The organism is Deinococcus roseus, from assembly GCF_014646895.1.
Classification (GTDB): domain Bacteria; phylum Deinococcota; class Deinococci; order Deinococcales; family Deinococcaceae; genus Deinococcus_C; species Deinococcus_C roseus.
The window spans coordinates 1-24,218 of the sequence record NZ_BMOD01000019.1 but is presented as its reverse complement, the minus strand read 5'-3'; the positions used below and the strand labels follow the sequence as shown (position 1 = coordinate 24,218).

Annotated in this window: 22 protein-coding genes; 7 read left to right on the top strand and 15 right to left on the bottom strand. The window is 56.8% G+C overall.

Annotated features, from left to right (window positions below):
• Positions 1–772 (bottom strand): extracellular solute-binding protein (locus IEY52_RS26775; protein WP_229684871.1); only part of this gene is annotated, 772 nt, incomplete at its 3' end.
• Positions 773–1,021: 249 nt separating this feature from the next.
• On the opposite strand from IEY52_RS26775, the gene IEY52_RS19030 reads away from it, so the two are divergent.
• Positions 1,022–2,221, top strand: a complete 1,200-nt coding sequence (locus IEY52_RS19030) for an ROK family protein (RefSeq protein WP_189005422.1) — start codon at positions 1,022–1,024, stop codon at positions 2,219–2,221.
• A gap of 4 nt (positions 2,222–2,225) precedes the next feature.
• Here IEY52_RS19030 and IEY52_RS19025 read toward each other — a convergent pair whose 3' ends face one another.
• On the bottom strand, positions 2,226–2,885 hold the full coding sequence (locus IEY52_RS19025) for a hypothetical protein (RefSeq protein ID WP_189005420.1): 660 nt from the start codon (positions 2,883–2,885) through the stop codon (positions 2,226–2,228).
• A 30-nt stretch (positions 2,886–2,915) separates the two neighbouring features.
• Between IEY52_RS19025 and IEY52_RS19020 the strand changes: the two genes are divergently transcribed.
• A complete protein-coding gene (locus tag IEY52_RS19020) occupies positions 2,916–3,779 on the top strand; it encodes a S41 family peptidase (RefSeq protein ID WP_189005418.1) in 864 nt (287 codons plus the stop codon).
• Between the two features lie 18 nt (positions 3,780–3,797).
• Here IEY52_RS19020 and IEY52_RS19015 read toward each other — a convergent pair whose 3' ends face one another.
• Positions 3,798–4,466, bottom strand: coding sequence for an arginase (locus tag IEY52_RS19015; protein WP_189005416.1), 669 nt, complete (start codon positions 4,464–4,466; stop codon positions 3,798–3,800).
• 70 nt (positions 4,467–4,536) lie between these two features.
• Between IEY52_RS19015 and IEY52_RS19010 the strand changes: the two genes are divergently transcribed.
• On the top strand, positions 4,537–6,756 hold the full coding sequence (locus IEY52_RS19010) for an FdhF/YdeP family oxidoreductase (RefSeq protein WP_189005414.1): 2,220 nt from the start codon (positions 4,537–4,539) through the stop codon (positions 6,754–6,756).
• On the top strand, positions 6,731–7,555 hold the full coding sequence (gene fdhD / locus IEY52_RS19005; RefSeq protein ID WP_189005412.1) for a formate dehydrogenase accessory sulfurtransferase FdhD: 825 nt from the start codon (positions 6,731–6,733) through the stop codon (positions 7,553–7,555). Before IEY52_RS19010 ends, fdhD begins: the two co-directional genes overlap by 26 nt.
• Here fdhD and IEY52_RS19000 read toward each other — a convergent pair.
• The 6 genes from IEY52_RS19000 to IEY52_RS18975 form a co-directional block, all read right to left on the bottom strand.
• On the bottom strand, positions 7,548–9,092 hold the full coding sequence (locus IEY52_RS19000) for a sensor histidine kinase (protein ID WP_189005409.1): 1,545 nt from the start codon (positions 9,090–9,092) through the stop codon (positions 7,548–7,550). The two genes, fdhD and IEY52_RS19000, sit on opposite strands and share 8 nt — an antisense overlap.
• A 294-nt stretch (positions 9,093–9,386) precedes the next feature.
• Positions 9,387–10,742 (bottom strand): protoporphyrinogen oxidase, encoded by a 1,356-nt coding sequence (gene hemG / locus IEY52_RS18995; RefSeq protein WP_189005399.1) that lies wholly within the window; start codon positions 10,740–10,742, stop codon positions 9,387–9,389.
• Positions 10,739–11,671, bottom strand: coding sequence for a ferrochelatase (gene hemH / locus IEY52_RS18990; RefSeq protein WP_189005397.1), 933 nt, complete (start codon positions 11,669–11,671; stop codon positions 10,739–10,741). Before hemH ends, hemG begins: the two co-directional genes overlap by 4 nt.
• Positions 11,668–12,753 (bottom strand): uroporphyrinogen decarboxylase, encoded by a 1,086-nt coding sequence (hemE, locus tag IEY52_RS18985; RefSeq protein ID WP_189005395.1) that lies wholly within the window; start codon positions 12,751–12,753, stop codon positions 11,668–11,670. Before hemE ends, hemH begins: the two co-directional genes overlap by 4 nt.
• 218 nt (positions 12,754–12,971) lie before the next feature.
• On the bottom strand, positions 12,972–14,498 hold the full coding sequence (locus tag IEY52_RS18980; protein ID WP_189005393.1) for an alpha/beta hydrolase: 1,527 nt from the start codon (positions 14,496–14,498) through the stop codon (positions 12,972–12,974).
• Positions 14,499–14,695: 197 nt separating this feature from the next.
• On the bottom strand, positions 14,696–15,091 hold the full coding sequence (locus tag IEY52_RS18975; protein WP_189005391.1) for a hypothetical protein: 396 nt from the start codon (positions 15,089–15,091) through the stop codon (positions 14,696–14,698).
• Positions 15,092–15,422: 331 nt separating this feature from the next.
• Between IEY52_RS18975 and IEY52_RS18970 the strand changes: the two genes are divergently transcribed.
• The 3 genes from IEY52_RS18970 to ilvD all read left to right on the top strand — a co-directional run bounded on the left by IEY52_RS18970 (position 15,423) and on the right by ilvD (position 19,224).
• Positions 15,423–16,964 (top strand): 2-isopropylmalate synthase, encoded by a 1,542-nt coding sequence (locus IEY52_RS18970; RefSeq protein WP_189005389.1) that lies wholly within the window; start codon positions 15,423–15,425, stop codon positions 16,962–16,964.
• A gap of 79 nt (positions 16,965–17,043) precedes the next feature.
• Positions 17,044–17,334, top strand: a complete 291-nt coding sequence (locus tag IEY52_RS18965; protein ID WP_189005387.1) for an antibiotic biosynthesis monooxygenase family protein — start codon at positions 17,044–17,046, stop codon at positions 17,332–17,334.
• 213 nt (positions 17,335–17,547) lie between these two features.
• Positions 17,548–19,224 carry a dihydroxy-acid dehydratase gene (gene ilvD / locus IEY52_RS18960; RefSeq protein ID WP_189005385.1) on the top strand — a complete coding sequence of 559 codons (1,677 nt, stop codon included), beginning with the start codon at positions 17,548–17,550 and terminating at the stop codon, positions 19,222–19,224.
• A 129-nt stretch (positions 19,225–19,353) separates the two neighbouring features.
• Here the strand turns inward: ilvD and IEY52_RS18955 are convergent, their stop codons facing one another.
• The 6 genes from IEY52_RS18955 to IEY52_RS26770 form a co-directional block, all read right to left on the bottom strand.
• Complete coding sequence (locus tag IEY52_RS18955) at positions 19,354–19,881, bottom strand: hypothetical protein (protein WP_189005383.1); 528 nt, start codon at positions 19,879–19,881, stop codon at positions 19,354–19,356.
• 401 nt (positions 19,882–20,282) lie between these two features.
• Entirely contained in the window at positions 20,283–20,672 is a 390-nt protein-coding gene (locus tag IEY52_RS18950; protein ID WP_189005381.1) for a barstar family protein, read from the bottom strand.
• Positions 20,669–21,016, bottom strand: a complete 348-nt coding sequence (locus IEY52_RS18945; RefSeq protein WP_229684870.1) for a guanyl-specific ribonuclease — start codon at positions 21,014–21,016, stop codon at positions 20,669–20,671. Before IEY52_RS18945 ends, IEY52_RS18950 begins: the two co-directional genes overlap by 4 nt.
• A 42-nt stretch (positions 21,017–21,058) precedes the next feature.
• Complete coding sequence (locus tag IEY52_RS18940; protein WP_189005379.1) at positions 21,059–22,003, bottom strand: GNAT family N-acetyltransferase; 945 nt, start codon at positions 22,001–22,003, stop codon at positions 21,059–21,061.
• A 5-nt stretch (positions 22,004–22,008) separates the two neighbouring features.
• On the bottom strand, positions 22,009–23,673 hold the full coding sequence (locus tag IEY52_RS18935; protein WP_189005377.1) for a diguanylate cyclase: 1,665 nt from the start codon (positions 23,671–23,673) through the stop codon (positions 22,009–22,011).
• 126 nt (positions 23,674–23,799) lie between these two features.
• A partial coding sequence (locus IEY52_RS26770; protein ID WP_229684869.1) for a hypothetical protein occupies positions 23,800–24,218 on the bottom strand: 419 nt, incomplete at its 5' end.

Here is a 24,218-nt window from a genome sequence, read left to right as displayed (position 1 = left end):
ACTGGAAGATGCCGCGGGCATCTTCTTCAGCGTAGGTGGTCACGCCTTCGGGAGCGATTTTCTTCACCCAGCTGGCAGCCTGCGTCAGGGCAGCCACAGCGCGGACATTGTTGATGGTCACTTTGCCACTGGCGTCCACGATGCTGCCGCCTTTGTAGCTGGTGATCCATTCGAGGGCGTCACAGGTGAGGCCTTCGTAGTCTTTGCCCTGGAAGACAAAGCCCTGGAAGCTCTTGTTGGTTTTTCTCTCGCCGTTCTGGATCTTGACGGCCATGTTGGCCAGCTCGCTCCAGGTTTTGGGAGCGGCTTTGTAGCCGTATTTTTCCAGCAGGTCTTTGCGGTAGAACAGCAGACCGGCATCGGTGAACCAGGGGATGGCCACCAGTTTGCTGCCCACGGTGTTGGCCTGAATGATGGCGGGGAAGTGGTCTTCGATTTCGCTGGCAGGGACTTTGCCTTTCAGGTCGACGAAGTGGTTGTAGAGAATGCCAGGCCAGACCACGTCAATCTGGTAGACATCGATGGTGTCGCTCTTGGCAGCGAGTTGCTGCTGGTAGAGGGCCAGACGGTCGTTGGTGAGGTTGGGGGATTCAAAGACCTTGACGGTGTTGCCGGTCTTTTTGGCCCATGCGGCCACCCCTGTTTTGCACATTTCCAGTTCCTGGCCGACCGCTCCACACGCAATCGTCAGGGTGACACCTTCTGCTTGAGCAGTGCCAATCCCTGCGGCAAGAGCAGCACTGAGAAGCCAGAAAATACGTTTTTTCGACATTTTTTCCCCTTTCCTTTCCATCCAAGCCAGCAAAACAGACCGTTTTCACAGTCAGGCAAATTGTGTTTTGGGCTAATCCCACTTTATGGATCAATACTTGGGAAATCAAACCAAAAGAAAGTGAAATTTCTGCTTAACTTTTGGAGTTCTTGCGTCTAAACATGCTATACTTTTGTCAGAATCGGCAAAAGTTTGGCGTATCAGGAGGGAACATTGGTGTATACCCTAGAGTGGAATCGCAGAAACCATATGAAGCTCTCGGACGAAGAACAAAAAGTTTTACAGGCTGTGCTCTGGTATGGTCCGCAAAGCAAGCAACAGCTTGCCGTGCACACCCGCCTCTCCAGAAGCAAGGTGGGCCAGGTTTTAGAAGACCTGACCTCCGGGGGCTGGATTGTGGACATCGGACAGCAGGAGTCCAGTGGGGGCCGCAAAGCCAACCTGTACTCCCTCAATGCCGGACTGGGCTACCTGATTGGCATTGACCTGGGGGTCAGTGAGGTCAAGATTGCCATTGCAGACACCGCACTGCAGGTCATTGGCATCCACAGCCACCCCATTGAAACCCGCGCTGGTGCTGGTGTGGTGATGGCCACGGTGGCCAGACTGATTGATGACCTGCTCAAACAGCACGACATCAAACCCGAACGCCTGATGAGCCTCGCCATGGGGGTGCCCAGCCCCATCGAAAAAAGCACCGGGTTGCTGGTCAGCCCTCCGGTGATGCCCAACTGGGAAGGGTTTTCCATTCAGGAGTACTTCGTGCACCGTCTGGCGGTGCCCGTTCCGGTTTATGTGGACAACGACACCAACCTGATGGCCCTGGGCGAACTCTGGAACGCCCGCCGTGCCGAAGAAGGAGACAAATTCGACAGCTTCATGGTGCTGAAACTCTCCACCGGCATTGGGGCTGGCATTGTGATTGCCGGGAACATCTACCGAGGTGCTTTTGGTGGCGCTGGCGAAATCGGGCACATCCCCCTGGACCCCGAAGGCCCCCGTTGCAACTGCGGTCAGACCGGCTGCCTGGAGGTGATGGCAGGTGCACGGGCCATCCTGCGATCTGCCACCGAAGCAGGTCAACGTGGTCAGAGTGAATTTTTCGCCCAGGTCCTGAAAGAACGGGACCAGCTGACCGTCAACGATGTGTCCCAGGCTGCCAGCGAAGGAGACAGTGCTGCCAACGCCATCATTCAGGCGGCAGGCCTGAAGATTGGACAGGTGCTGGCAGGATTGACCAATGTGCTGTGCCCCTCGCACATCCTGATTGGCGGAGAACTGGCCCACATTGGACCCCTGATGCTGGCCGGAATCCGCCAGAGCGTGTACGGACGCGCCATGCCCCTGGCCACCCGCAAACTGATCGTGGATTACACCCGTCTGGGAGACCACGCAGGCCTGATGGGCAGTCTGGCCTTCTCGATGCTGTCTTACCTGGGTCAGGAGTGATGGGTCAGGAGTGATCCTGGCCTGTGGGGGCCATGCCCACATGCAGCACGTAGTGTTCTCCCTCCCCAGCTTCCCCCATCAGGGTCACCTCCTGCAGCAAATCCTGCATGCGCTGTTGCAGCATGCTGGCCTGGGCAGGCGACAGGTGCGCAGTGATCCAGCCACTCATCGACGCTGGACTTTGTGCCCCAGCTTTTGCAGGTCCATCTGCTGAGGCGAACATGGAGCGGATCAGTCCTGGCTCCTCTCTGGACAGCAAAATCCCCCATTTCTGAGGTTGCTTTTCCCGCACCCTGGCCATGCTGCGAATCAGCAAGTCCTGCTGGGGTTTTTCCCGGTCCCGCAGCATGTCTTCATGGGTTCCGGCACGGGTCAGGTGAAAGGGAATGAAAAACCCATCGGCCACAGAGCGGTAATGTTTGATGGCCCTGCCCCTGCGCTCCTGGATGCGAGACACCTCCAGGATTTGCAGGTCCAGCATTCTCTGCAACCAGTAAAAAAGTCCACTCATGCTGATTTTCAACTGGCTGGCCGCGTCCTTCAGGGTGCATTCCTGTCCCAGAAACGGTTCAAAATACCGCACTGAGGCCGCTTCGGTGAGGAAGGCAGCGACTTCGGGATCGCTGACCTCCTTTCTGCTCTTGTTCAAAACCATGGATTCCATTTGAAGCAGCATAATCCTCAAACTGGCTTCATGGAAACCCTTGATCAGAACCTGCTGTCCAGCAGCACACGCAGCCAGTTGCTTTCCCTGCTTGCCGTCCAGTTCAGAGACCACTATGTCTACCCGCAGACCGGACAGGTGCTGGCTGCCGCCCTGGAAGAATGGGCCACCCAGGAAACCACCGACAAAACAGCCACCGCCAGCTGGTGCAAAGCCCTGACCGCCAGATTGCGGCAACTCATCCCGGACAAACACCTCAACGTGTTCCCCCAGACCGTGGAAGAAACCCGAGGGCAGGCGCCTCACAGAGGCATCCAGAAATTTGAATTCCTGAATGGAGACATCGCTTATCTGGAACTCACAGGGTTTTTTGAACTTGAGGAGGCTGCGCCCATGATGGATGCAGTGATGACCCTGGCCCGGCCCTCAAAAGCCCTGATCATCGATTTGCGCAGAAACGGTGGAGGCAGCGGAGACAGCGTGCTGCACCTGTGCAGCCACCTGCTTCCTGCCAACACCCACCTGCAGACCTTCCACCAGCGGGGCAGCAACTTCCAGCGTCAGACCTGGACCCTGCCTTACCTTCAACACCGGGACACCGAAAAACCTGTGGTGGTGCTGACCAGTGGCCGCACCGGATCGGCGGCAGAGGAGTTCTGCTACAACCTGCAGGCTTTGAAACGGGCCACCCTGATTGGAGAACCCACCGCTGGCGCAGCCCACACGGTCAGCATCATCTCCCTGAACGAACAGGTGGGTGCCTTCATCCCTTCAGGACATCCCATCAGCCCTTACACCCAGACCCACTGGGAAGGCATTGGCGTGCAACCCGACATCCATGTGAAAAGCGAAGATGCCCTGCAGGTGGCCCTGGACCACCTGAGCAAGCCATGATGGTCATTCGCAACCTCATCATTTGTAGCGCCGAACAGGTTCGGTGAGCCTGACGGCCTGCAAGCCCTCCAGCAACTCAAAAAACAGCGGGTCATAAATGGGATTCGTCCAGGCTGGAGATTGCACCAGCAGCACCCCCTGGACCTCCCCAGGATCAGGCAGCGGCTGGCCCTTCTGCAATTGAATGCGGTCCAGCAGGTCTTTTGAAAAGTGCAGGATGATTTCTTCATGGGTTCTGTGCAGATCAAAGCCCTCCGTCACCCGCACTTCGCTGTGCCATTCAGGATAAATGCAAGTGTACTGCAGGATTTTTCCCCGTTTCAAACCCAGCCCGGCCCAGTTTCCGGGCCGCACCTGCTCAGGGTTTCCACTCAGGGAAAACAGGTCGTGGTGGGAATCCACATTGACCACCTCTGCTGCCTCAAAACCTGCCAGCCACTCCCAGGCACTGTCATGGCTGAGGGCAGCGGCAACAGGCAATCCCTGGTATTTCAGGAGTTCCAGGGGATCCCCATAAAGTGGAAAATCCTCCTGCAATGCCTCCAGCCCTCCTCCCCTTTTGCGGGCCAGATCCCACCAGCGCTCCTGGCGGTGGTATTCCAGATCCGGGGTGCCCCAGAAAGGGCTGTCAAAGACATGCTCGATCATGCCAGCGTAAAAATCCCAGTCGATGCTGAGGAGGGTCATGAAGACATTGATAGCAGAAATTTCTGGGGGTGAAATCCCAGACCCCAATCCACGGTAAAATGCTCCCATTATGCCGCTCAAACCCGTACACCGTGGATGGGACCCCAGACACTGGGTTTCCCTCTCCCCTTTTGGCCTGGGGCACCTGAAACCCAACAATTTCAACGAGGTGTTCCGTGCCATCTCTGAGAACCGCGACCAGTTGAATTATGCCTACAGGATCCTCAATGAGGGGGTGTGTGACGGCTGTGCGCTGGGCACCACCGGCATGAAAGACTGGACCATCAAGGGCATCCATCTGTGCAACATCCGGCTGAGGCTCCTGAGGCTGAACACCATGCCTGCCCTGAATCCAGAGGTGTTGCAAGACATTGCAAAGCTGCAGAAGAAAAGCTCTGCTGACCTGCGTGAATTGGGTCGCATTCCTTTTCCGATGCTGCGCCGAAAAGGAGACAACCACTTTTCCCGGATCAGCTGGGAGGATGCTCTGGAGCACATCAGTGTGCGGATCCGCTCCACCGAACCCGAAAAACTCGGGGTGTATGTGACCAGCAGGGGCATTCCCAATGAAACCTACTACACGGTGCAGAAGGCCGTCCGGGCGATGGGCAGCAACAACATCGACAATGCCGCCCGCATCTGCCATTCTCCCAGCACCGTGGCCCTGAAAGAAGCCATTGGGGTGGGGGCCACCACCTGCAGCTACAAAGACATGATCGGTACGGATGTGATTGTGTTTGTGGGGTCCAATCCGGCCGTGAACCAGCCCGTGATGATGAAGTACCTGTATTACGCCAAGAAAGCAGGCACCAGAATCATCATGGTGAACCCTTACCGGGAACCGGCCATGGACAAATACTGGATTCCCAGCGACACCGAGAGTGCCCTTTTTGGCACCCGCATCACCGATGCTTTTTATCAGGTGGTTCCTGGTGGGGACATCGCGTTTTTGAGCGGGACGCTGAGGCACATCATCGAGCACAACTGGCTGGACAATGCCTTCATTCAGGACCACACCGCAGGTTTTGAGGCCCTCAAACAGCGCCTGCTCTCCACCTCCTGGGAGGACTTTGAAAAGGGAAGTGGCCTGACCCGCACCGACATGCTGGAATTTGCCCTGACCCTGTTCAAGGCGCAGAGGGGCATTCTGGTGTGGAGCATGGGGGTCACCCAGAACACCCGCGGCGAGGACACCGTGCATGCGGTGGTCAATCTGGCCCTTTCCAGAGGCTTTCTGGGACAGGAAGGCAGTGGCCTGATGCCCATCCGTGGACATTCTGGCGTGCAGGGCGGTGCAGAGATGGGGGCTTATGCCAATGTGCTTCCTGGCGGCATTCCTGCCACACCCCAGAACCTGCAGTCCCTCTCGGAAAAATGGCACTTCGAGGTGCCCACCTCCTCTGGTCTGAATGCCCCGGAGATGCTGCAGCAGGGCATGGACATCCTGTGGAGCATCGGGGGAAACTTTCTGGAGGTGCTGCCCGACCCGGAAGGCGTGAAAGACACCCTCAGCAAGGTGCCTCTGCGCATCCATCAGGACATCTTTCTGACCTCCCAGATGCTGGTTGAGGGCGAAGAGGTGCTGATTCTGCCTGCCACCACCCGCTACGAAATTCCTGGTGGGGTCACCGAAACCTCCACCGAGCGCCGGGTGATTTTCAGCCCGGAAATCGAAGGCCCCCGCATTGAGGAGGCCCGCTGGGAAGGTCGGGTGTTTCTGGAGGTGGCCAAACAGGTCAAACCCGAGCGGGCAGAGCACCTGACCTACACCCACATGGGCGCACTGCGCGAGGAAATCTCACAGGTGATCCCCATGTACCGGGGCATCGAGAAACTGCAGAAACGTGGCGATGCTTTCCAGTACGGCGGAGAAATGCTGTGCAGAGGAGGGCACTGTCCCACCCCGGATGGCAAGGCCCACTTCAAGGCCCTGACCCTGCCTGAACGCACCCTGCCCGAAGGGGCTTTCTCGCTGGTGACGCGCCGGGGCAAGCAGTTCAACAGCATGATCCACGAGAACATCGACCCCGTGAACAAGGCCCCCAGAGATGCAGTGCTGATCAGCCATTTCGATGCAGAGTTGCTGGGCCTGAAAAAAGGCGACACAGTGCGGGTGCACAACACCCACGGTGAACTGCTGGGCACTGCTTTCCCCTGTGAGCTGAAACGCGGTGGCCTGCAGGTCCACTGGCCTGAAGGGAACGTCCTCTTGGACCCCAGCAAACACTCTCCCAGGGCCCACATTCCCGCTTACAAGGAGTCTTTTGCCTTCCTCGAAAAGCGTGCGTGAATTTCAGGTCTGGTCGCACCAGAAAGGTCAGGAGCGGGAAAAAACGGACCTGCTGGCCGTGGAAGAACCGCTGGAAATCCAGTTGTGCTTTCAGGACGGGGTGCGCACGGTGGCCATCACCATGCGCACCCCTGGCGAAGACCAGGCCCTGGCTGCAGGTTTCCTGTTCAGCGAGGGTTTCCTGACCCATCCAGACCAGATCCTGCACATCAAGCACTTCACCCCTCCTGGAGCAATCCCCACAGAGAACACCCTGCGGGTCACCATCAACACCCCCCTGCCTGATTTCGCCGGTCTGGAACGGCATTTTTTCACCAACAGCGCCTGCGGGGTCTGTGGTCGCAACAGCTTTGAACAGCTGGCCTTGCGTTGCCCTCCGGTGGTTTCAGACCTTCAATTCACCTCGCAGCAAATTCTGGGTTTGCTGCCCCAGTTGCAGGCCATGCAGGAAACCTTCCAGATCACCGGAGGCCTGCATGCCAGCGGTCTGGTGGACCGCGCAGGAAACCTGCTCTCTCTTACAGAAGATGTGGGCAGACACAACGCACTGGACCGCTTGCTGGGAGGGCTTTTTCTGGCAGGTCAGCTGCCCGCCCGCGACCACCTGTTGCTGGTCAGCAGCCGCCTGAGTTTCGAGCTGGTGCAAAAAACCATCACCGCTGGCATCCCCATTTTGTGCGGCCTCTCCGCCCCCAGCAGTCTGGCCGTTGAACTGGCCGATGCCTTCAATGTGACCCTGATCGGGTTCTTGCGGGGGAGCGGTTTCAACGTGTACTCGGGAAGGGAGAGGATCAGCTAAACCGCGATTCTTCCAGAGGCAACTGAACCACCGCCACCGTTCCTGCCCCCAGTTCGCTTTCCAGCCAGATTTTCCCTTTGTGGCCTTCCACAATCCATTTGGCAATGGGGAGGCCAAGGCCTGTCCCACCGGGATCTTCTCCCCGCTGTCTGGAGCGGTCTGCACGGTAAAAACGTTCAAACACCCTGGGCAGGTCTTCCTCAGAAATGCCATATCCAGTGTCTGCAATGCGCAGTTCCACATGATGACCTTTGCGTTTAAGGCTTCCTGTCACCGTTCCCCCTTCCGGGGTGTATTTGAGGGCGTTTTCCAGCAAAATCAACACCAGCTGTTTCAGGCGGTCGTGGTCTCCCACCACCTGCACTGGCTCCACCTCTGTCAGGATCAGGTGGTGAAAAGGCACCACCCGGCTGATGTCTTTCCACATCTCGGTCATGACCTGGTCCAGCTGAACTTCTTCCTCACGCAGGGCAGCGCCAGCATCACCTCTGGCCAGTTGCAGCATGTCGTTGACCAGACGCCCCAGACGGCTGGCTTCGCGCTGCACTTCGGTCAGGATGTCCATTTTTTCATCTTCGGGGATGTTGGGGTAACGCAGAAAGATGTCCAGGTTGCCCTGAATGGCAGTGAGCGGGGTCCTGAGTTCATGGGCAGCATCTGCTATGAAGCGCTTCTGGGCGTCCATCAGTTCACGCAGGCGTTTCTCACTTTCCCGGAGGGCAGTTTCGGCCTGGATGCGGGCAGAGATGTCCAGAATCACCCCGGTCATGCGGTAAGCCACCCCTTCAGGGGTGTAATCAAAACGGCCACGGGACATCACCCAGCGGTGCTGCCCTTCTGGCGCTTTGACCCGGAAGGATTTCTCAAAAGGATTTTGCTGCTCTCTGGCCTGCAAAATGGCCTGTCCAACGCCTTCCAGGTCGTCTGGATGCACCCGGAGGTTGAAACTTTCGATGCGACCATCGAATTCTTCCAGGGCCATGCCCATCAGGAAGGCGGTTTGCTCGTCCCACAACACCTGTCCTGAGATCTGGTCCCACTCCCAGATGCCCACCTGGGCAGCCTGCAGCGCCTCTCCCATGCGCTGCTGCACCTCCTGGGTGAGGGTCTGGATGGCTTCGAGCCCATGTTCAGCACGGATCATGCGAGACAGCTCAGTCATGCGTTCAAGGGGGGACAGCAACTGTGAACCTTCCCGGACCACTTCACGGGCGGTCAGCAGCACCTTGCCTTCCTGAAACACCTGCCAGGACAGATCCACAATCAGAGCAGACTGGTCTTTGCGCACAAAAACATACTCTTTGCCCCCGGCAAAGCTGGCATGTCTGGAAAAAGCTTCCCTGAGCTGGTTTTCTTCGATGATGCACAGGTCCATCAGGGTGAGGGCAGTCCATTCTTCAGGGGCATAACCGTAAGCCTTTACGGCTGCCTGGTTGGCCTGCACAATTTCAAGTGAATTCAATTCCACCACCCACATGCCCAGCGGGTGGTGCTGAAATACGGCTTCAAAAGCAAATACCGGCAAATTTTCAATCATGGTGGGGTCTGACATTCTGGCCTTTGGGGAGGGGGAGAGAAGAAATCTGGCGCTTTTTGCACAGCTTATACTGCAGGAAACACATCTCACTGCAAGTCTAACCACCCAAGCTGCAATGAAGCTGAGTAAAATGTTCAGATTCATTTGAGGCTTCAGGATCACCGCATCAAGGGTGTGCTCTGCTTCAATTCAGGTTGTTCATCGGGCTTCAGGTCATTCTTCAGGCAGCGGTTTGAGGGTGAAACTCTGGATTTCAAAGAGACGGATTTCATCCCGGAAGGTTGCCTCTTGCGGTCAGGACACCATCTGCCGCACCATCTCACGGGCATAGCGGATGCAGTCGGGAATGCCCACTCCACCGTAACTGCTTCCAATCAGTTTGATGCTGTCTGGCAAACTCTGCTGGATGGTTTTCACCCGGTCCAGGTGCCCGACTTTGTACATGGGGTTGTTGTCCAGCCAGTTGTAGACCCGCCAGAACTGCGGGCTTCCCTGAATGCCCAGGATGGGCCTGAGGGCGTTCAATCCGATTTCGGCAATGTCCGGGCTGTGCATCAGGGGAATCTGGGGGTTGCGGTGCCCTCCCAGGTAAGCCCTGAGCAGCACATGTTTGTCGGGGGCACGGCCTGCAAATTTGCTGGAATGCAGGGTGGCCGCCAGCAAGGGGGTTTCTTCAAAGCCCGACACAATGAAGCCGTAGGTGGAGGTGTCCAATTCAATCTGGTCCCTGCTGAATCCAAAAACCGCCACAGCGGAACTGTTGGTTTCCATTTCATCCAGCAGCCTTGCAGTGTCTGCAAAATCTTCCTGCAGGAAAGCCTTGCTGGTGGCTGCGGGGGTGGCCAGGATCACCTGACTGGCTTCAATGACCTCTCCATCTTCCAGGTGAACCCTGTGCTCCCGGTCAATTCTCACCACATTGGCCCCAAGCTGGATGTGCTCGTGGAGTTCGGTGTAAAGGCGTTCGATCAGGCTGCCCATGCCGTTTTTCAGGGAGTAGAAAACAGGCTTTGTGGGTGGGTTTTTGCGGTGGTTTTCCCGCACCCCCCTGATCACGCTGCCGTGCTCTTGCTCCATTCTCAGGTACTGCGGAAACGCCGCCTGCATGCTGAGTTTCTGCGGGTCAGACACGTAAATGCCACCCAGCATGGGTTCTGCAATGGTGGTGGTGGCTTCCGGTCCAAACCTGCGGGTGATGAAGGAGGCAAGGCTTTCATCGCCTTCCCCTTCTTTTGCAGGAATGAACTGTTCCTCCAGCAGACGCTTTTTGCCCTCCTCAGACAGCAAGCCTGAAGCCAGAAATTCCTCCTCGTCCAGAGGGGCAATCAGTCTGAAGCTGGGGGGAATGCGGTGAAGCTGTCCTTCCCGCAGCAGGTAGGTTTTTTTGTTCTCTGGAAGGGTGCTGATCAGGTCGTCTTCCATGCCCAGTTCACGGGCCAGTTGCTCTGCGTAAGGCTTCTGGGTGATGAAGGCATCGGCTGCCCCTTCAATCAGGAAACCCCGGTATCTGGCGGTGGTGATCTTGCCTCCCAGACGGCCCGATTCTTCCAGCAGCACAAAAGGAATGCCTTTTTGAAACAGCTCCCAGGCGGCGGAGAGACCCGCAATCCCTCCGCCCACAACCACCACTTTTTTGGGGCTGGCCGTCATTCCAGCAAACCCCTGGCTTTCTCTCCAATCAGTTCTGCCAGGGTTTCCATGTACAGGGAATCGGTGTTGAGGCTGGGAGGCCGCACCAGGGTCATGCCCCGGGCTTTTGCGACCTCCTGGGCCTTGATGTCGATGTCATAAAGGATTTCCACGTGATCGCTGACAAAGCCAATGACCACACTGACCACGTTTCTGACCCCTTTTTCATGCAGGGCAGTCACATGGTCCTCAAGTTGTGGCCCCAGCCAGGGTTCGGGGCTGCGGCCTGCAGACTGGTAAGACCAGCTCCACTGGCCTTCCTGCAGTCCTGCACCCTCAGCAATCAGGCGGGCGCTTTCAAAAAGCTGGTCCTGGTAAGGATCCCCCATCTTGATGATGCGCTCGGGAAGGCTGTGGGCACTCAGCACCACATGCACGTCCTCCCCTTCTGCGAACTGGGCCAGACCCATTTTCACCCGGTTGACCATGGCCTGAATGTATTTGGGGTGGTCGTGGTAGCTCTCGATGAATTCAAAGTCGATCTGGCCGTGGAACATCTCCAGACCGGCTTTGACTTTCTGGTGGTACTTGGCCACGGACAGGCTGCTGTAGTGCGGGGCCAGCACCACCGCAACGGCTTTTTTGATGCCATCATCCAGCATGTCCCGCACGGTTTCTTCAATCCAGGGGGCCCAGTGGCGCATGCCCAGGTAGGCTTTGTACTTCACGCCGTTCTGGTTCAGCAGGGCTGTGGCTTTCTCTGCCTGCTCTTGTGTGATGCCCAGCAGAGGGCTTTTTCCGCCAATGGAGGCGTAGTTGTGGGTGATCTCCTCCAGCACTTCCTTGCTGGTGGTGCGACCGTGCCGGATGTCGCTCAGGTAACCGGGCAGGTCTTCCAGAGACTCGGGGCCGCCGTAAGCCATGAAAAGCACACCGATCGTTTCTGTCATACCAGTGCTCCAGCCTGGGTTTTCTCGTGCACAAAGTCTGCAAGGCGGGCCACGCTGTCCACAGGGGTGGCGGGCAGGATGCCGTGTCCGAGGTTGAACACGTGTCCGGGTCTGCCTGCGGCTTCCTGCAGGATGCGCTCTGCCTGGAAGGACAGTTCACGCCAGGGGGCCTGCAGCAGGAGAGGATCGAGGTTCCCCTGAATGGCCTGCTCGGGTTGCAGTTGCGCCCAGGCATCGGTCAGAGAGATGCGCCAGTCCACACCCACCACATCGCTGCCCATGCTGGCAATCTGGGGCAGCATGGTGGAGGTGCCCGTGGCGAAGTAAATCACCGGAACACCTGCTTTTTTGGCGTTCTGAATCACGTTTCTGGTGTAGGGATACACGAAACGCAGGTAATCGGAAGGGCTCAGCGCTCCGGCCCAGGAATCGAAAATCTGCAGGGCACTGGCACCCGCTTTGGCCTGTTCCAGCAGGTAATCCGAAAGCAGCACCTCGAACTTGGTCATCAGGCGCTTCCAGGCGGCGGGCTCTGCGTACATCAGGCCCTTGGTGCGCTCGTAGTTCTTGCTGCCGCCCCCTTCAATGGCATAACTCGCCAGCGTGAAGGGACTGCCCACAAACCCGATCAGGGGAATCCCTCTGGGGGTCAGTTCTGCACTGATCTGCTCGATGGCCTTGAAGGTGTAACCCAGCGTTTCACGGGCAGGCGGGGTGGCCAGACGGTCCACATCTTTGACGCTGCGGATGGGGTTGTGAATGACCGGACCCACCCCGCCCTGGAAATCCAGGCTCAGGCCCATCCCAATCAGGGGGGGCAGGATGTCGTTGAACAGGATTGCAGCATCCAGATTGAAAGCGTTGATGGGCTGCAGGGTGATCTCGGTGGCGATGTCGGGATCCTGAATGGCCCCCAGCATGGTGGTTCTGGCCCTCAGGGCACGGTACTCGGGCATGTAACGGCCCGCCTGGCGCATGAACCAGACGGGGGTGGCATCGACGGCTTCCCGGCGCAGGGCTTTCAGGAACCTGCTGTTTGTCAGGGGGCTTTTTTTCAGGGTGGTGTTTGTGGTGGTTGCCATGGGGCTCCTCAAGGCAAAAGTGACCGAATGGTCACTTTTGTTCACTTATAGTCAAATTCTAAAGGACCGCCCAGTGAGAATCCACGCGACAAACGTCCCAAAACTGCAATTCCCGTTACTCTCTGGGGGTCAGTGGGCTCCAGAAAAACAAAAACAGTGCAAGCGGCAAAACATTCACCTCCTGCACTGCCAGAACTTCAATTTTTAGAACATTGCTTTTAAAGTTTCAGCACATAGGGCTGGAGAACACTGGCACAACTTGCCTCCAGCTTGCTGGAAGGATCGTTGAAGAAGTCCACCACCAGACCATCGGCACACCCTCCGGGCATCATGCTCACTTCTCCGTGGGCACCTGCAGGGAATTGGATCAACTGTGCATGGCTCAGGCCAGTCAAAACCTGCTGGGCATAGTGGGGAGGGGTCACGGGGTCCAGTTCACCAGAGAACAGCAGGGTGGGCACATCACTCTTCACCACCTGGCGGGTTTCGGCAGGGATGGGGTTCCATGTGCGGGCTGCGCAGATCTCGCTGTAGGCATTCAGAACATCCCCGAAAGAGGCCCTCACCAGTTTGAGGGGGTGTTCGGTCTGCAGGTCTTCGGGTCTGGCGTAAGAGATCAGGTCATTGCAGGCGAAGGATACCTGCATGCCCAGGCTGCTGGTGCCCGTCAGCATCTGCACGCTCTGCACCAGCATGGACAGGCTCTCGGTGTTGCCTCTGTCCAGGTCATCAATCAGAGCAGGCAGGACTGGAACCAGCTGGGTGGAATACAGGCCAATCATCAGGCCACCGCCCAGAATTTCTGAAGTGACCGCCACCTCTTTCATGCTTCCTGTGGCCATGTCAGGCACCTGCACCTTGATGGGGTTCTGGTCGAGGCGGTCTGCCAGTTGCTCAATGCGCTCCAGCAGGTTGGGGAACACAGCATTGCAGGCCTCGTCCTGGGCACAGCGGCTCAGGCTCTTTCTGAAGGCAGCATCCACCGTGCCTTCCCGGTTTTGCATGTAATTCACATCGGTGCTGACCACAGCGTCCAGCAGCACCGAGCGCAGGACTTCGGGGTGGCGGCGCATCACTTCCTGGGCCAGCCTGGAACCGTAAGACACCCCGTACAGGTTCACTTTTTCATCAGAGAGGGCACGGGCCAGATCTGCCACATCGTCTGCGCTTTCCACGGTGTTGAAGGTCCCGAGGTCCACCCCCTGTTTTTCGAGGTCGTCAAAACAGACGTTCAATTCTTTGATCATGGTCTCGGTCTGTTCATGGATGGTGTTCAGGGCCATGCCACGCAGTCTGTCCATGGCCTGAGGGCAATCCAGACTGGGCTGGAAAGCGCCCACTCCCCGCTGATCAAAAAGGACCAGATCGCGTTCTGGGGCAATGGCCGCCACCAGGTAATTGGCCAGAGGCGCAATGCTGGCGGTTTTCTGGCCAGGACCTCCATTCAGCACGATGATGGGGTCTGCTTTGCGGTGTTCAGAGGTGGATTTGTAGAGGGCAAAGTGCAGCTGGTACTTTTTGCCCTGGGGCTCACTGTGTTTGGCAGGAACTTCGATGGTGCCGCAGCTCAGGGTGTGGCCCACAGCAGCAGGCAATTCTGCTCCAAAATTGCAAGGGGTTTCTGTCCAGGCTGCAGCTTTTCCATTGCTGGAGGACACAGCCACAGCAGTGACGATGCCCACGATGGCCGCAAAATGTCCAGCAGTGAAACGGTTTTTTCTTCTGGGGTGTGGTGACTTTTTCATGGCTTTTCTCCTTGAGGCAAAACAAACCCTCTGCAGCAGACCGACGGTCATGCTGTGTGGTGCTTCAGGTGGGTTTTTTGGGAACAATGGCATGGAAAGCTGTGACTTCATCAAGTCAAGCTTCCTTGACATTCAGAGTAAAGCACACCCTACTTTTTGTCAAGCAAGCTTGACATCAAAATCCAGAAAAGGCCCGCTCAGGGCTGGGTTTCGGGCACCACCAGATGAAACGCCTCATAATAGGCAAACCCCACTTCAGTCAGGCGTTCAAGCTCCTCAAACAGCGTCTCATTGTAGGTTTTGAAGTTGAAACAGCTCTTGCCCTTCAGGCATTTTCTGAGGGCCGGACTGATGTCTTTTAAAAGCTGCGGTTCCAGATAAATGGGCATCAGGTAAAAGCCCACATGCTTGCCCTGCACCACCACAGAACCAAAAAACCCCACCGAAGCGGGATTGTGGGGATCCCTGAGGCCATAACTGTCCCGGTCCAGGGAAAAACTGGGGCTGTGGTGTGGACCCAGTGGCCCCTCGTACTTCTGCAGTATGCGCTTCAGGCGGTCATAAATCTGGGAAAAAACCTCTTCTGTGGACATGGCAACTCCTTATGAATTGAGCATAAAACTTTGATTCCATTTTGCAAATAGGCATTCTTATGGGTGGAGGGGGAGGGTTTTGCAAAAATGAATGAAGCCCTCCCGATATATACAAACCGCTGAACCGCCCCAACCGTAAAGCTTGACCAGAGGCCAGCAGATGGTTACCATGGCTTTAATGCAGAACTTCGGAAGCCTACTACCATTGATCGCTGACTCGGCGGGAGTGTAGCGCAGGTTTTCGCGTACCCATAAAACCCCGACCCCCGAGGCAGCCCATCAATGGCCCTCGGGGGTTTTCGTTTCCCACACCTTCTTAAGGAGAACAGCCATGAGACACATCAAGATTTTTGACACCACCCTCCGTGACGGCGAACAATCTCCCGGCGTGGCCCTCAACCACGCACAGAAACTTGAAATTGCCCACCAGCTTTCCCGCCTCGGTGTGGACATCATCGAAGCTGGATTTGCCATTGCCTCTCCCGGCGACTTCGAGTGCATCCAGCGCATTGCCCAGGAAGTGCACGGCCCCGTGATCTGCTCGCTGGCCCGCCTCAACAAAGCCGACATTGAACGCGCCGCCATGGCCCTGGAACCCGCAGAGAAGCGCCGCATTCACGTGTTCACCTCTGCCAGCAAAATTCACCTTGAAAAAATGCTCAAAAAGACCCCCGAGCAGATTCTGGACCTCAGCAGAGAGATGATCCAGTTTGCCCTGCAGTTCACCGATGATGTGGAATTCAGCGCCCAGGACGTGATGCGCGCAGATCCCGAATTCGTGTACCAGCTTTACGCCGCTGCCATTGAAGCAGGCGCAACCACCATCAACATCCCTGACACTGTGGGTTACGGTGCCCCCAACGAGTACGGACGCATCATCCGCACCATTCATGACGATGTGGTTGCAGGACGCAACGTCGCCATCTCCACCCACTGCCACGACGACCTCGGAATGGCCACCGCCCTCAGCCTTGCCGCCGTGGAAAACGGAGCCACCCAGATCGAGTGCACCATCAACGGCATCGGGGAACGGGCAGGCAACACCTCTCTGGAAGAAGTGGTGATGGCGATCCACACCCGCAAAGACTGGTACCACGCCGAGACCCGCATCAACACCCGCGAACTCTACCGCGCTTCCCGTCTGGTGTCCCGCCTCACCGGAATGCCCGTGCAGCCCAACAAGGCCATTGTCGGAGACAACGCTTTTGCCCACGAATCTGGCATTCACCAGGACGGGGTGCTCAAGCACAAAGACACCTACGAGATCATGAACGCCGAACTCGTCGGCCGCGAAGCTGCCGTGATGGTGATGGGCAAGCACTCTGGACGCGCCGCCTTCAGAAAAGCCCTCTCCGACCTCGGGTACGAATTCTCTGAAGACAAGATCAATGGCCTCTTTGCCCGCTTCAAGGACCTCGCAGACCGCAAAGGCCAGATCTACGCCGATGACCTGCGTGCCCTGGTGGACTCCCGCACCGACGTGCCCCAGACCTTCACCCTGGAAGGCTTCCAGATCACCTCGGGCCTCAACATCACCCCGGTGGCCTTCATCCGCCTGAACACCCCCGAAGGCAGCGTGGAAGCCACCGCCCACGGAGACGGCCCTGTGGCCGCCGCTTTCACGGCCATCAGCCAGATCACCCAGATCACCCCAGAGCTGGACACCTACCGCATCCAGGCTGTGACACGCGGTTCTGAAGCGCTGGGCGAGGTCTCCATCACCGCGCGTTACCAGAACATGCACATCACCGGACAGGGCGTGGCCACCGACGTGGTGGAAGCCTCAGCACGGGCCTGGATCCGGGTGATCAACCAGATCGTGGCTGGCATGGGCAAAACCAAAATCGCCACCGACGCTGCCGAAAGCCTGTAAGAGCGGTCAGCCATCAGCAGTCAGCAGAGCGCGGATAATTCCGCGCTCTTTTCAGAACAAAGGCAGGAAAGGGCAAAGCATGGTTCTTGAAGTTGCAGTGCTGAATGTGATTCCCGGTCAACAAGAAGCTTTTGAAAACGCCTTTGAGGAAGCCCAGAAGATCATCTCCAGCATGAAAGGTTACCTGGAACACGAGCTTCAGAAATGCCTGGAGAAAGAAAACCAGTACATCCTGCTGGTCCGCTGGGAAACCCTGGAAGACCACACGGTGGGATTCAGGGGGAGCCCGGAATATCAGGAATGGCGCAAACTCCTGCACCATTTCTATGATCCGTTTCCAACGGTGGAGCATTACGTTCGGGTGTTTTGAGGGGCATGAAGGGATGGTCTGAGAGGGTTTCCTTTGGGCGAGGCACGCCTCGCCCCTACAGGATCAGCCCAATGTTTTTGCCCTCGGCTCTCGGCCCTCAGCCCTCGGCAGCTTTGCCTTCTGCCCCCGCATCTCCTGTACCTCTCTAGGTCAAAAGCACAATTCAGAAAACCGCAAAGCGTAAAATATACACTTACAAGGAGAGGTCTGACCATGCGCAGCAACACCATCAAATCCGGTTTTGAACGTGCCCCCCACCGCAGCCTTCTGCGTGCCACCGGGGTCATCCACAAGGACAGCGATTTCGACAAGCCGTTCATCGCCATCTGCAACTCTTACATCGACATCATTCCCGGACACGTGCACCTGCACGAATTTGCCCAGGTGGTCAAAGAGGCCGTGCGTGCAGCAGGCGGCATTCCCTTCGAGTTCAACACCATCGGTGTGGACGACGGGATCGCCATGGGTCACAGCGGCATGAAGTACTCGCTGCCCAGCCGTGAACTGATTGCCGATGCCGTGGAAACCGTGGTGCAAGCCCACCAGTTTGATGCCATGATTTGCATCCCCAACTGCGACAAGATCGTTCCGGGCATGCTGATGGGCGCCATGCGCTGTGACATCCCCACCATCTTCATTTCAGGGGGTCCCATGATGCGCGGCCTCACCAAAGCAGGCAAACGCATTGACCTTGCAAGCGTGTTTGAAGCGGTGGGTTCGGTCAAGGCAGGACGCATGACCGAGGCAGAACTCACCGAGTACGAGGAACAGGCCTGCCCCACCTGCGGAAGCTGTTCGGGCATGTTCACCGCCAACAGCATGAACTGCCTGTGTGAGGCCCTGGGGATGGCCCTGCCTGGCAACGGCACCATTCCTGCCGTGGACCCCGATGGCCGCCGCAAGGCCCTGGCCCAGGCTGCAGCCCGTCAGGTGATGGTGCTGCTGGAACGCAACATCAAACCCACCGACATCGTGACCCAGAAGTCCCTGGACAACGCCTTTGCCCTGGACATGGCCATGGGAGGCAGCACCAACACCATCTTGCACACCATCGCCATTGCCCATGAAGTGGGTGTGGAGTACCCCATTTCCCGCATCAACGAGGTCTCCAACCGGGTGGCCAACCTGTGCAAAATTGCCCCCAGCAGCAACTACCACATTCAGGACCTTGACGAGGTGGGCGGGGTGTCCGTGATCCTCAAGGAACTCTTCAAACACGACATGCTGCACAGAGACTGCATCACGGTCACCGGAAACACCCTGGAAGAGAACGTCAAAGACGCCCCAGAGCCCGATGGTGAAGTGGTGCGGCCGCTGGAAAATGCCTACAGCCAGACCGGTGGTCTGAGAATGCTGTTCGGCAACCTCTCCCCCGAGGGGGGCGTGGTGAAATACGCCGGGGTGGTTCCCAGCATGCGCCAGTTTGAAGGGGAAGCCATCTGCTATGACAGCATGGAGGCCGCCAACGAGGGCATCCTGGGCGGCAAGGTGAAATCCGGCCATGTGGTGGTCATCCGTTACGAAGGCCCCAAAGGTGGACCGGGCATGCAGGAAATGCTCTCCCCCACCGCCAACATCCAGGGCATGGGTCTGGGCGAAACCGTTTTGCTGCTGACCGATGGTCGCTTCTCCGGGGCCACCCGTGGGGGCTCAATCGGACACGTCTCTCCCGAGGCAGCAGCAGGTGGTGTCATCGCCTTCGTGCAGGATGGAGACTGCATCAAGGTGGACATGGACGCTGGCATCCTGGAGGTGCTGGTTTCTGACGAAGAACTGGCCCGCCGCAAGGAAGGCTGGCAGCCCGTGATCAAGGAAATCCCTGGCAAGTGGCTCAAACGCTACGCCAAACTGGTGACCAGTGGTTCCCAGGGGGCTGTGCTGGTGGATTGACCCTCACCGCGAGCTGCGCCCGGTCCTTTCCCTCAGGGAGAGGGCTTTTTTGTGGGTGTCCCGACAAAAACAATCCTCTCCCTGAGGGAGAGGAAAGCGAGTGCAACGAGAGAGGTGAGGGTCAGTGCCTCAGACGTACATCTGGTAAATCACGGTGCTGCAGACCAGCATGGAAGCAATCAGGCCCAGCACTTTGATGGGGTCGTAGAAGTTCATGGTGCCCTGCACGCAACGGATGGAATAGTACAGGGAGATCATCAGGAACACGAAAGTGAGGTACATGCTGGCCACCTGCAGGTAGCCAAAGGAAAAAAACAGGGTGCTCGAGATGGTGAGCATGAACAGCAAGGGGGCCATGAACAGGGCATGGGTATAGGCCAGTTCCTGCCAGGTGGCTTCGCCTCCCATGACCCGTCCCAGCAGGTAAGTCAGGCCCCAGAACCCGAAGTAATACACCACGCCGATGATCAGGTGGTTCAATGCTCCTGCACCGCCCGAGAAGTAATATCCAGCGGCAATGAAGGTCAGGATGGCGCTGCCCATGAACAGCATGGCATTGGAGAAGTTGCCCCGGTCTTCATATTTGTAAAAGGTGCTCTCTGTGGGGACGCGGATCACTTCGATGCTCTGTGAAACCATTTCGGTCAGTGTGGCCATGTTTCCCTCCTGGGTTCACAGTAAGGCAATGGCTCTTACCTTTCTCACGCCAGAGGGTTTTCTTAAGGTGCTTTCGTGAAAGCTTTCAAGCTTTTCTTTCAGAGAAAAGAAAGTTATTCAGAAACACAAAAAATTGCACGACTTCCTGCAAGGAATTGTGTCTGGATTTTTACTTTTTTCGTTTCTTTAAAATCATTGCTTCAAAAGCAGGGTTTAGTGAACATGCAATCTTACAGGAATCTTACTTTGTTTTGCAGCGGTCATTTGATTGTTCATTGGACTTTCAAAGTCATGGACGCATGATTTCAAAATTGGGGCATTTTGCTTTCTGATTTCTTACAAATCATCAATTTCGGAACAGCACAATCAAAACTCAAGTTTTCTTTTGTGTGTCCAGAACTTCAGGTCAAAAACACCCAGAAAGGCACATCCTGCTCCTGCCAGAATTTCACAGTCTCTTCCAGGATTTCCATCAGGATGTCGTAATCTTCACCGAGGGCTTCTTCCAGGTGGTGGGTGCCTTCCAGCACCAGCACATACCCTTCTGCTTCCAGCCAGGAGAAATCCATCAGGCAGTCCGACAGGGCATCCCAGTTCTGTCCAAAGTACTCCGGGAATTCCAGGTCTGTTGCAAAAGCATCCAGCAAGTCCTGTTTCTCTGCAACCACGCCAAGGTCCACCGTCAGAAAGACGTAACCATGGTCCCTGGCTTCTGCTTTCAGGGTGGCCTCATCGGTGCGAAGGGGCAGGATGCCACAATCTTCCAGGGTGTTCAGGCTGAGATCGGTCATTTCACAATCCTCCGGAATGAACGGTAATGGTCCTCGGTGTAGAAGCAGTCCATCACTGGACCACAGATGATGCGTCTGGCCCCCCGGGTGTTCATCCCTGGTGTGGAGACGGTGTACTCATGGTAATACGCTCTGGGTTTGATCGGCAGGAGTTTCTCCCGGTTCTGGAACACGGTGCCATCCTTTTTGTAAGAAAAAGGCCCGCCCTGCTGAATGAGCCGGTAAGTGGTCTGTGCCTGCACAGGAAGCTGGCTCAATTTCACCACAGGCAGGCTTTTGGCTCCGGCCAGTGAAGAGAGCAGCAACACTACAGCTCCCAGCAAACCCATCTGCTTCCATCCCATGAAACCAGCTTATACCAACATTTGCAGGGATGGGAGTGAGAATCAGCTTCCGCTCAGTTCCCCTCTGGCCCAGCCCAGATCCAGAGGCAAACGGCGAGACAGCCTGTACGCATCAGGCTCAAATGCCAGACGCTTCCAGGCCCGTGCAGAATGCAAATTGGTGCTTCGCCAGTCTGCAATCACCCGCTGGCCTCCCAGATCTTGCAAGTGATGCACAGCATGCTGAAACAACCCCCTTTGCAAACCCTGTCCTCTGGCAGCAGGCAAAGTGGCAGCAGTTTTCAGTTCAAACGTTCCTTCTGGCGTGTTCCAGTCTGATTGCACGGGTGCATAAAGCTGAAAAGCCAGAATTTCACCAGCCTCTTCATGCACCCACAGCAACCATTCTGGATCCTGCAACACCTCGGCATAGCCCTCCAGCAATTCAGCGGTCTGTTCGGGGTAGAAGGGCTCAAACACCGGACCCTGCACGTAATGCTGCCCGATGGCTGGAATCAGGTGAGATAGGGCCTGCAAGTCTTCGGGACCCGCACGTCTGACCCGGGCACTGGCTTTTCCGACCAGAGGGTTCAGGTCCTGACCTGCATGCACCTGCTCCTGACCAAACCCCAGCGCAAACAAGGTTTGCAGCGCCTCGGTCTGGTGTGCAGGCACCACCACCTGATGCACAAAAAATCCCTTGCTGACCCAGGTTTCTCCTGCTGCTGCATACAGATCTCCCAGCAGTTCTGGCTGGTCTGACACCACAGCCAGACCCAGCAAAGGCACCCTCACACTGCGACCCTGAGGTGAACCCACACTGGGCACACCCAGCAGAAAACCCAGGAGTTTCTGGTTTTCGCTGGCCATCACGGCAGGAAGCAAACCAGACTTGCCATGCAACTGTTCCAGCTCAGGAAGCAGCTTTTCTGCAGGGATCTGATGGAGGTCAGAGAGCAAGTTGGCAGCGGCAGGCAACCACTCCGGGGTGAAGGGGGACAGGTTCATGGTCCTCAGTGTAAGGAATTGGAGGTGCCATTCCACCTTGCAGATGGCCTGACCACCACCCGGTTTCTGCCCAGCGCTTTGGCCTCATAGAGGGCTTCATCGGCGGTGTGGAGGGCAGTTTCCAGGGTGCCTTCCTGAAACACAGCCACCCCAATGCTGAGCGTGACCTGCGTGTCTGGCATGTCTTCCCAGGTGGCTTTTGACACAGCATCGCAAATGTTCTGGGCCAGTTTTTCTGCAGTTTGCAGGCAACTTCCTTCCAGGGCCACCACAAACTCCTCGCCGCCCAGCCTGCCAAAGACATCCCCGGCTTTCAGAAATCCTCGCACAATGCTGGCAATGCCCCTCAAAACCAGATCTCCCCTGCTGTGCCCGTAACCATCGTTGATGCGTTTGAAGTGGTCCACATCGAACAGCAGCAGCACACAACCTGCCCCCTTACCAAGCTCACGCAGCAAATGCACGGCATGCCTGCGGTTGAAGACCCCGGTCAGTTCATCTTCACGGGAGAGTTTTTCCAGCAACTGATTCTGGTCCTGCAACTGGGCCTGCAGGTGCTGCAATTCCCGCACATGCTGCAGGTGCAGTTCATTTTCCTTGCGGGCCAGTTCGATCTGGGTCTGCAGGGTCACCAGTTGCGCTTGCAACAAGACCCCCTCCGTGCGCACCACCTGATCCAGGCTGTGCAGCTTCCAGAGCACCTCGAAGGCCTTTTCGAATTTCTTCCAGAACTTCAGATAACGCACAAAAGAATTCAAAAGCTGCAACAGTTCTCCGTGGCTGCTCACCGCTTCCAGATGGCGAATGGCCTGCTCAAAGCACTCAATCGCCTGGGTGTGGTCTTCCTGCAGGCACAACAGGTAAGCCCTGGCCTCAAAGGCACAGGCCCAGGCACGGGGCTGGTCCAGTTCGGCGGCAATCTCCCAGGCAGCTTCAAAAGCAGGTGTGGACTGGACAGCATTCCCCACATGCACCCAGACCCTCGTCAAAAGCGCTTGGGCATACAGCTCCAGAAAACGGTCTCTGCCTTTGCGCGCCTGCTCGATGACCTGCTGCAAGCTGGCAGGGCCTTCTTGCAAACCCGCAACGTCCAGGGTTCCCACCTCAAATTCCAGCACCTGCAAACCCACCAGACTGAGCAGGGCATAAGCCTGCACCACCTCCACTTCTTCAGTGACAGGAGGGAGCTCCAGCACACTCTGGTAGGTCTGTCTGGCATCCACAAGGCGGCCCAGTTTCTCCAGGCCATCTGCCAGATTTAGTGTAGAGGTGGCATACTGCCCCGGACTGGCCTCTTTGCTGAGCACCCGTGCTGCCTGAAAATAAGGCAAACTCTGCTCGTACTGGCCAGAAGTGGACAGCATGGTGGCGATCTGCTGGTTGGCGGTGGCCTGCATGTGCTGGTGGTCTGCCTCTGCAGAAAGGGCCAGCAGTTCCCAGGCCTGCCTCAGACCCTCCTGGTTGTCTCCCACAATGGCCAGACAGTTCACCAGCCACTCCCGCACCTGCAATTGCAGCTCCAGATCGTCATGGGGAGACAGCAGCCCAAAAGCCTGCTGCACCTGCTGCAAGGCCCTCTGCGGTTCCTGGTAGGCCCACACCTGCGCTTCCTTCAACAGGCGCTGGATCTGCTCGGTGGGGTCAGGGCTGTGGTCATCAAAGGGGGCCATAAAAAGGTAAATTGAGCGTATCACACGGTTTTGTCTGGGGGTGTGACGGGTGTGAGGGAAAACCCTGAAATGTTTCAGGATGGGGGGGATAGAATTGAGGTGCAGGTAAGGGTGTTCAATCTTGAACTACAGATCATTTTCCCTGACCAGGGTGTCATACTCCGATCTGGAAGCCACTGTGGCATCCCACCATTCCTTATGCTCATCAGCACTCCAGTAACTCTCCAACCGATATTCACCATCACGCTTGCGGCAATTCAAATGCAAAATTGAAGCACCCCATTGGTGTTTTTCAAGCATGATTCTCTGGTCTTCCGCAAAAACGAGGCAATGGCACCCAAAGGGGAAATCTGGATTTTTATAGTACAGGGTCATATAAATTTCTACAGTCAGTTTCAGAATAGAGTAATCCTCAATGACAAACCTGCATTCCGTACCATACCTAGCACTATAAATCTTATAAACTGAAGTTACGCACCAAAAAATGGGGGTGATTTTCGCAGGTGGACATCCCGTCCAGAGGGGCGCATGATGGAAACATGTCG

Bases quoted from the DNA above. Each gene is read 5' to 3' on its own strand.
- IEY52_RS18965 (WP_189005387.1), top strand. From the start codon at position 17,044: ATGGTTCTTGAAGTTGCAGTGCTGAATGTGATTCCCGGTCAACAAGAA.
- IEY52_RS18975 (WP_189005391.1), bottom strand. From the start codon at position 15,091: ATGTCCACAGAAGAGGTTTTTTCCCAGATTTATGACCGCCTGAAGCGC.
- IEY52_RS18955 (WP_189005383.1), bottom strand. From the start codon at position 19,881: ATGGCCACACTGACCGAAATGGTTTCACAGAGCATCGAAGTGATCCGC.
- IEY52_RS18945 (WP_229684870.1), bottom strand. From the start codon at position 21,016: ATGGGATGGAAGCAGATGGGTTTGCTGGGAGCTGTAGTGTTGCTGCTC.
- IEY52_RS18950 (WP_189005381.1), bottom strand. From the start codon at position 20,672: ATGACCGATCTCAGCCTGAACACCCTGGAAGATTGTGGCATCCTGCCC.
- IEY52_RS19020 (WP_189005418.1), top strand. From the start codon at position 2,916: ATGGAAACCCTTGATCAGAACCTGCTGTCCAGCAGCACACGCAGCCAG.
- hemE (WP_189005395.1), bottom strand. From the start codon at position 12,753: ATGGCAACCACCACAAACACCACCCTGAAAAAAAGCCCCCTGACAAAC.
- IEY52_RS19000 (WP_189005409.1), bottom strand. From the start codon at position 9,092: ATGATTGAAAATTTGCCGGTATTTGCTTTTGAAGCCGTATTTCAGCAC.
- IEY52_RS18980 (WP_189005393.1), bottom strand. From the start codon at position 14,498: ATGAAAAAGTCACCACACCCCAGAAGAAAAAACCGTTTCACTGCTGGA.
- IEY52_RS18970 (WP_189005389.1), top strand. From the start codon at position 15,423: ATGAGACACATCAAGATTTTTGACACCACCCTCCGTGACGGCGAACAA.
- hemH (WP_189005397.1), bottom strand. From the start codon at position 11,671: ATGACAGAAACGATCGGTGTGCTTTTCATGGCTTACGGCGGCCCCGAG.
- IEY52_RS19010 (WP_189005414.1), top strand. From the start codon at position 4,537: ATGCCGCTCAAACCCGTACACCGTGGATGGGACCCCAGACACTGGGTT.
- IEY52_RS18935 (WP_189005377.1), bottom strand. From the start codon at position 23,673: ATGGCCCCCTTTGATGACCACAGCCCTGACCCCACCGAGCAGATCCAG.
- ilvD (WP_189005385.1), top strand. From the start codon at position 17,548: ATGCGCAGCAACACCATCAAATCCGGTTTTGAACGTGCCCCCCACCGC.
- IEY52_RS19030 (WP_189005422.1), top strand. From the start codon at position 1,022: ATGAAGCTCTCGGACGAAGAACAAAAAGTTTTACAGGCTGTGCTCTGG.
- IEY52_RS18940 (WP_189005379.1), bottom strand. From the start codon at position 22,003: ATGAACCTGTCCCCCTTCACCCCGGAGTGGTTGCCTGCCGCTGCCAAC.
- hemG (WP_189005399.1), bottom strand. From the start codon at position 10,742: ATGACGGCCAGCCCCAAAAAAGTGGTGGTTGTGGGCGGAGGGATTGCG.
- IEY52_RS19015 (WP_189005416.1), bottom strand. From the start codon at position 4,466: ATGACCCTCCTCAGCATCGACTGGGATTTTTACGCTGGCATGATCGAG.
- IEY52_RS19025 (WP_189005420.1), bottom strand. From the start codon at position 2,885: ATGGAATCCATGGTTTTGAACAAGAGCAGAAAGGAGGTCAGCGATCCC.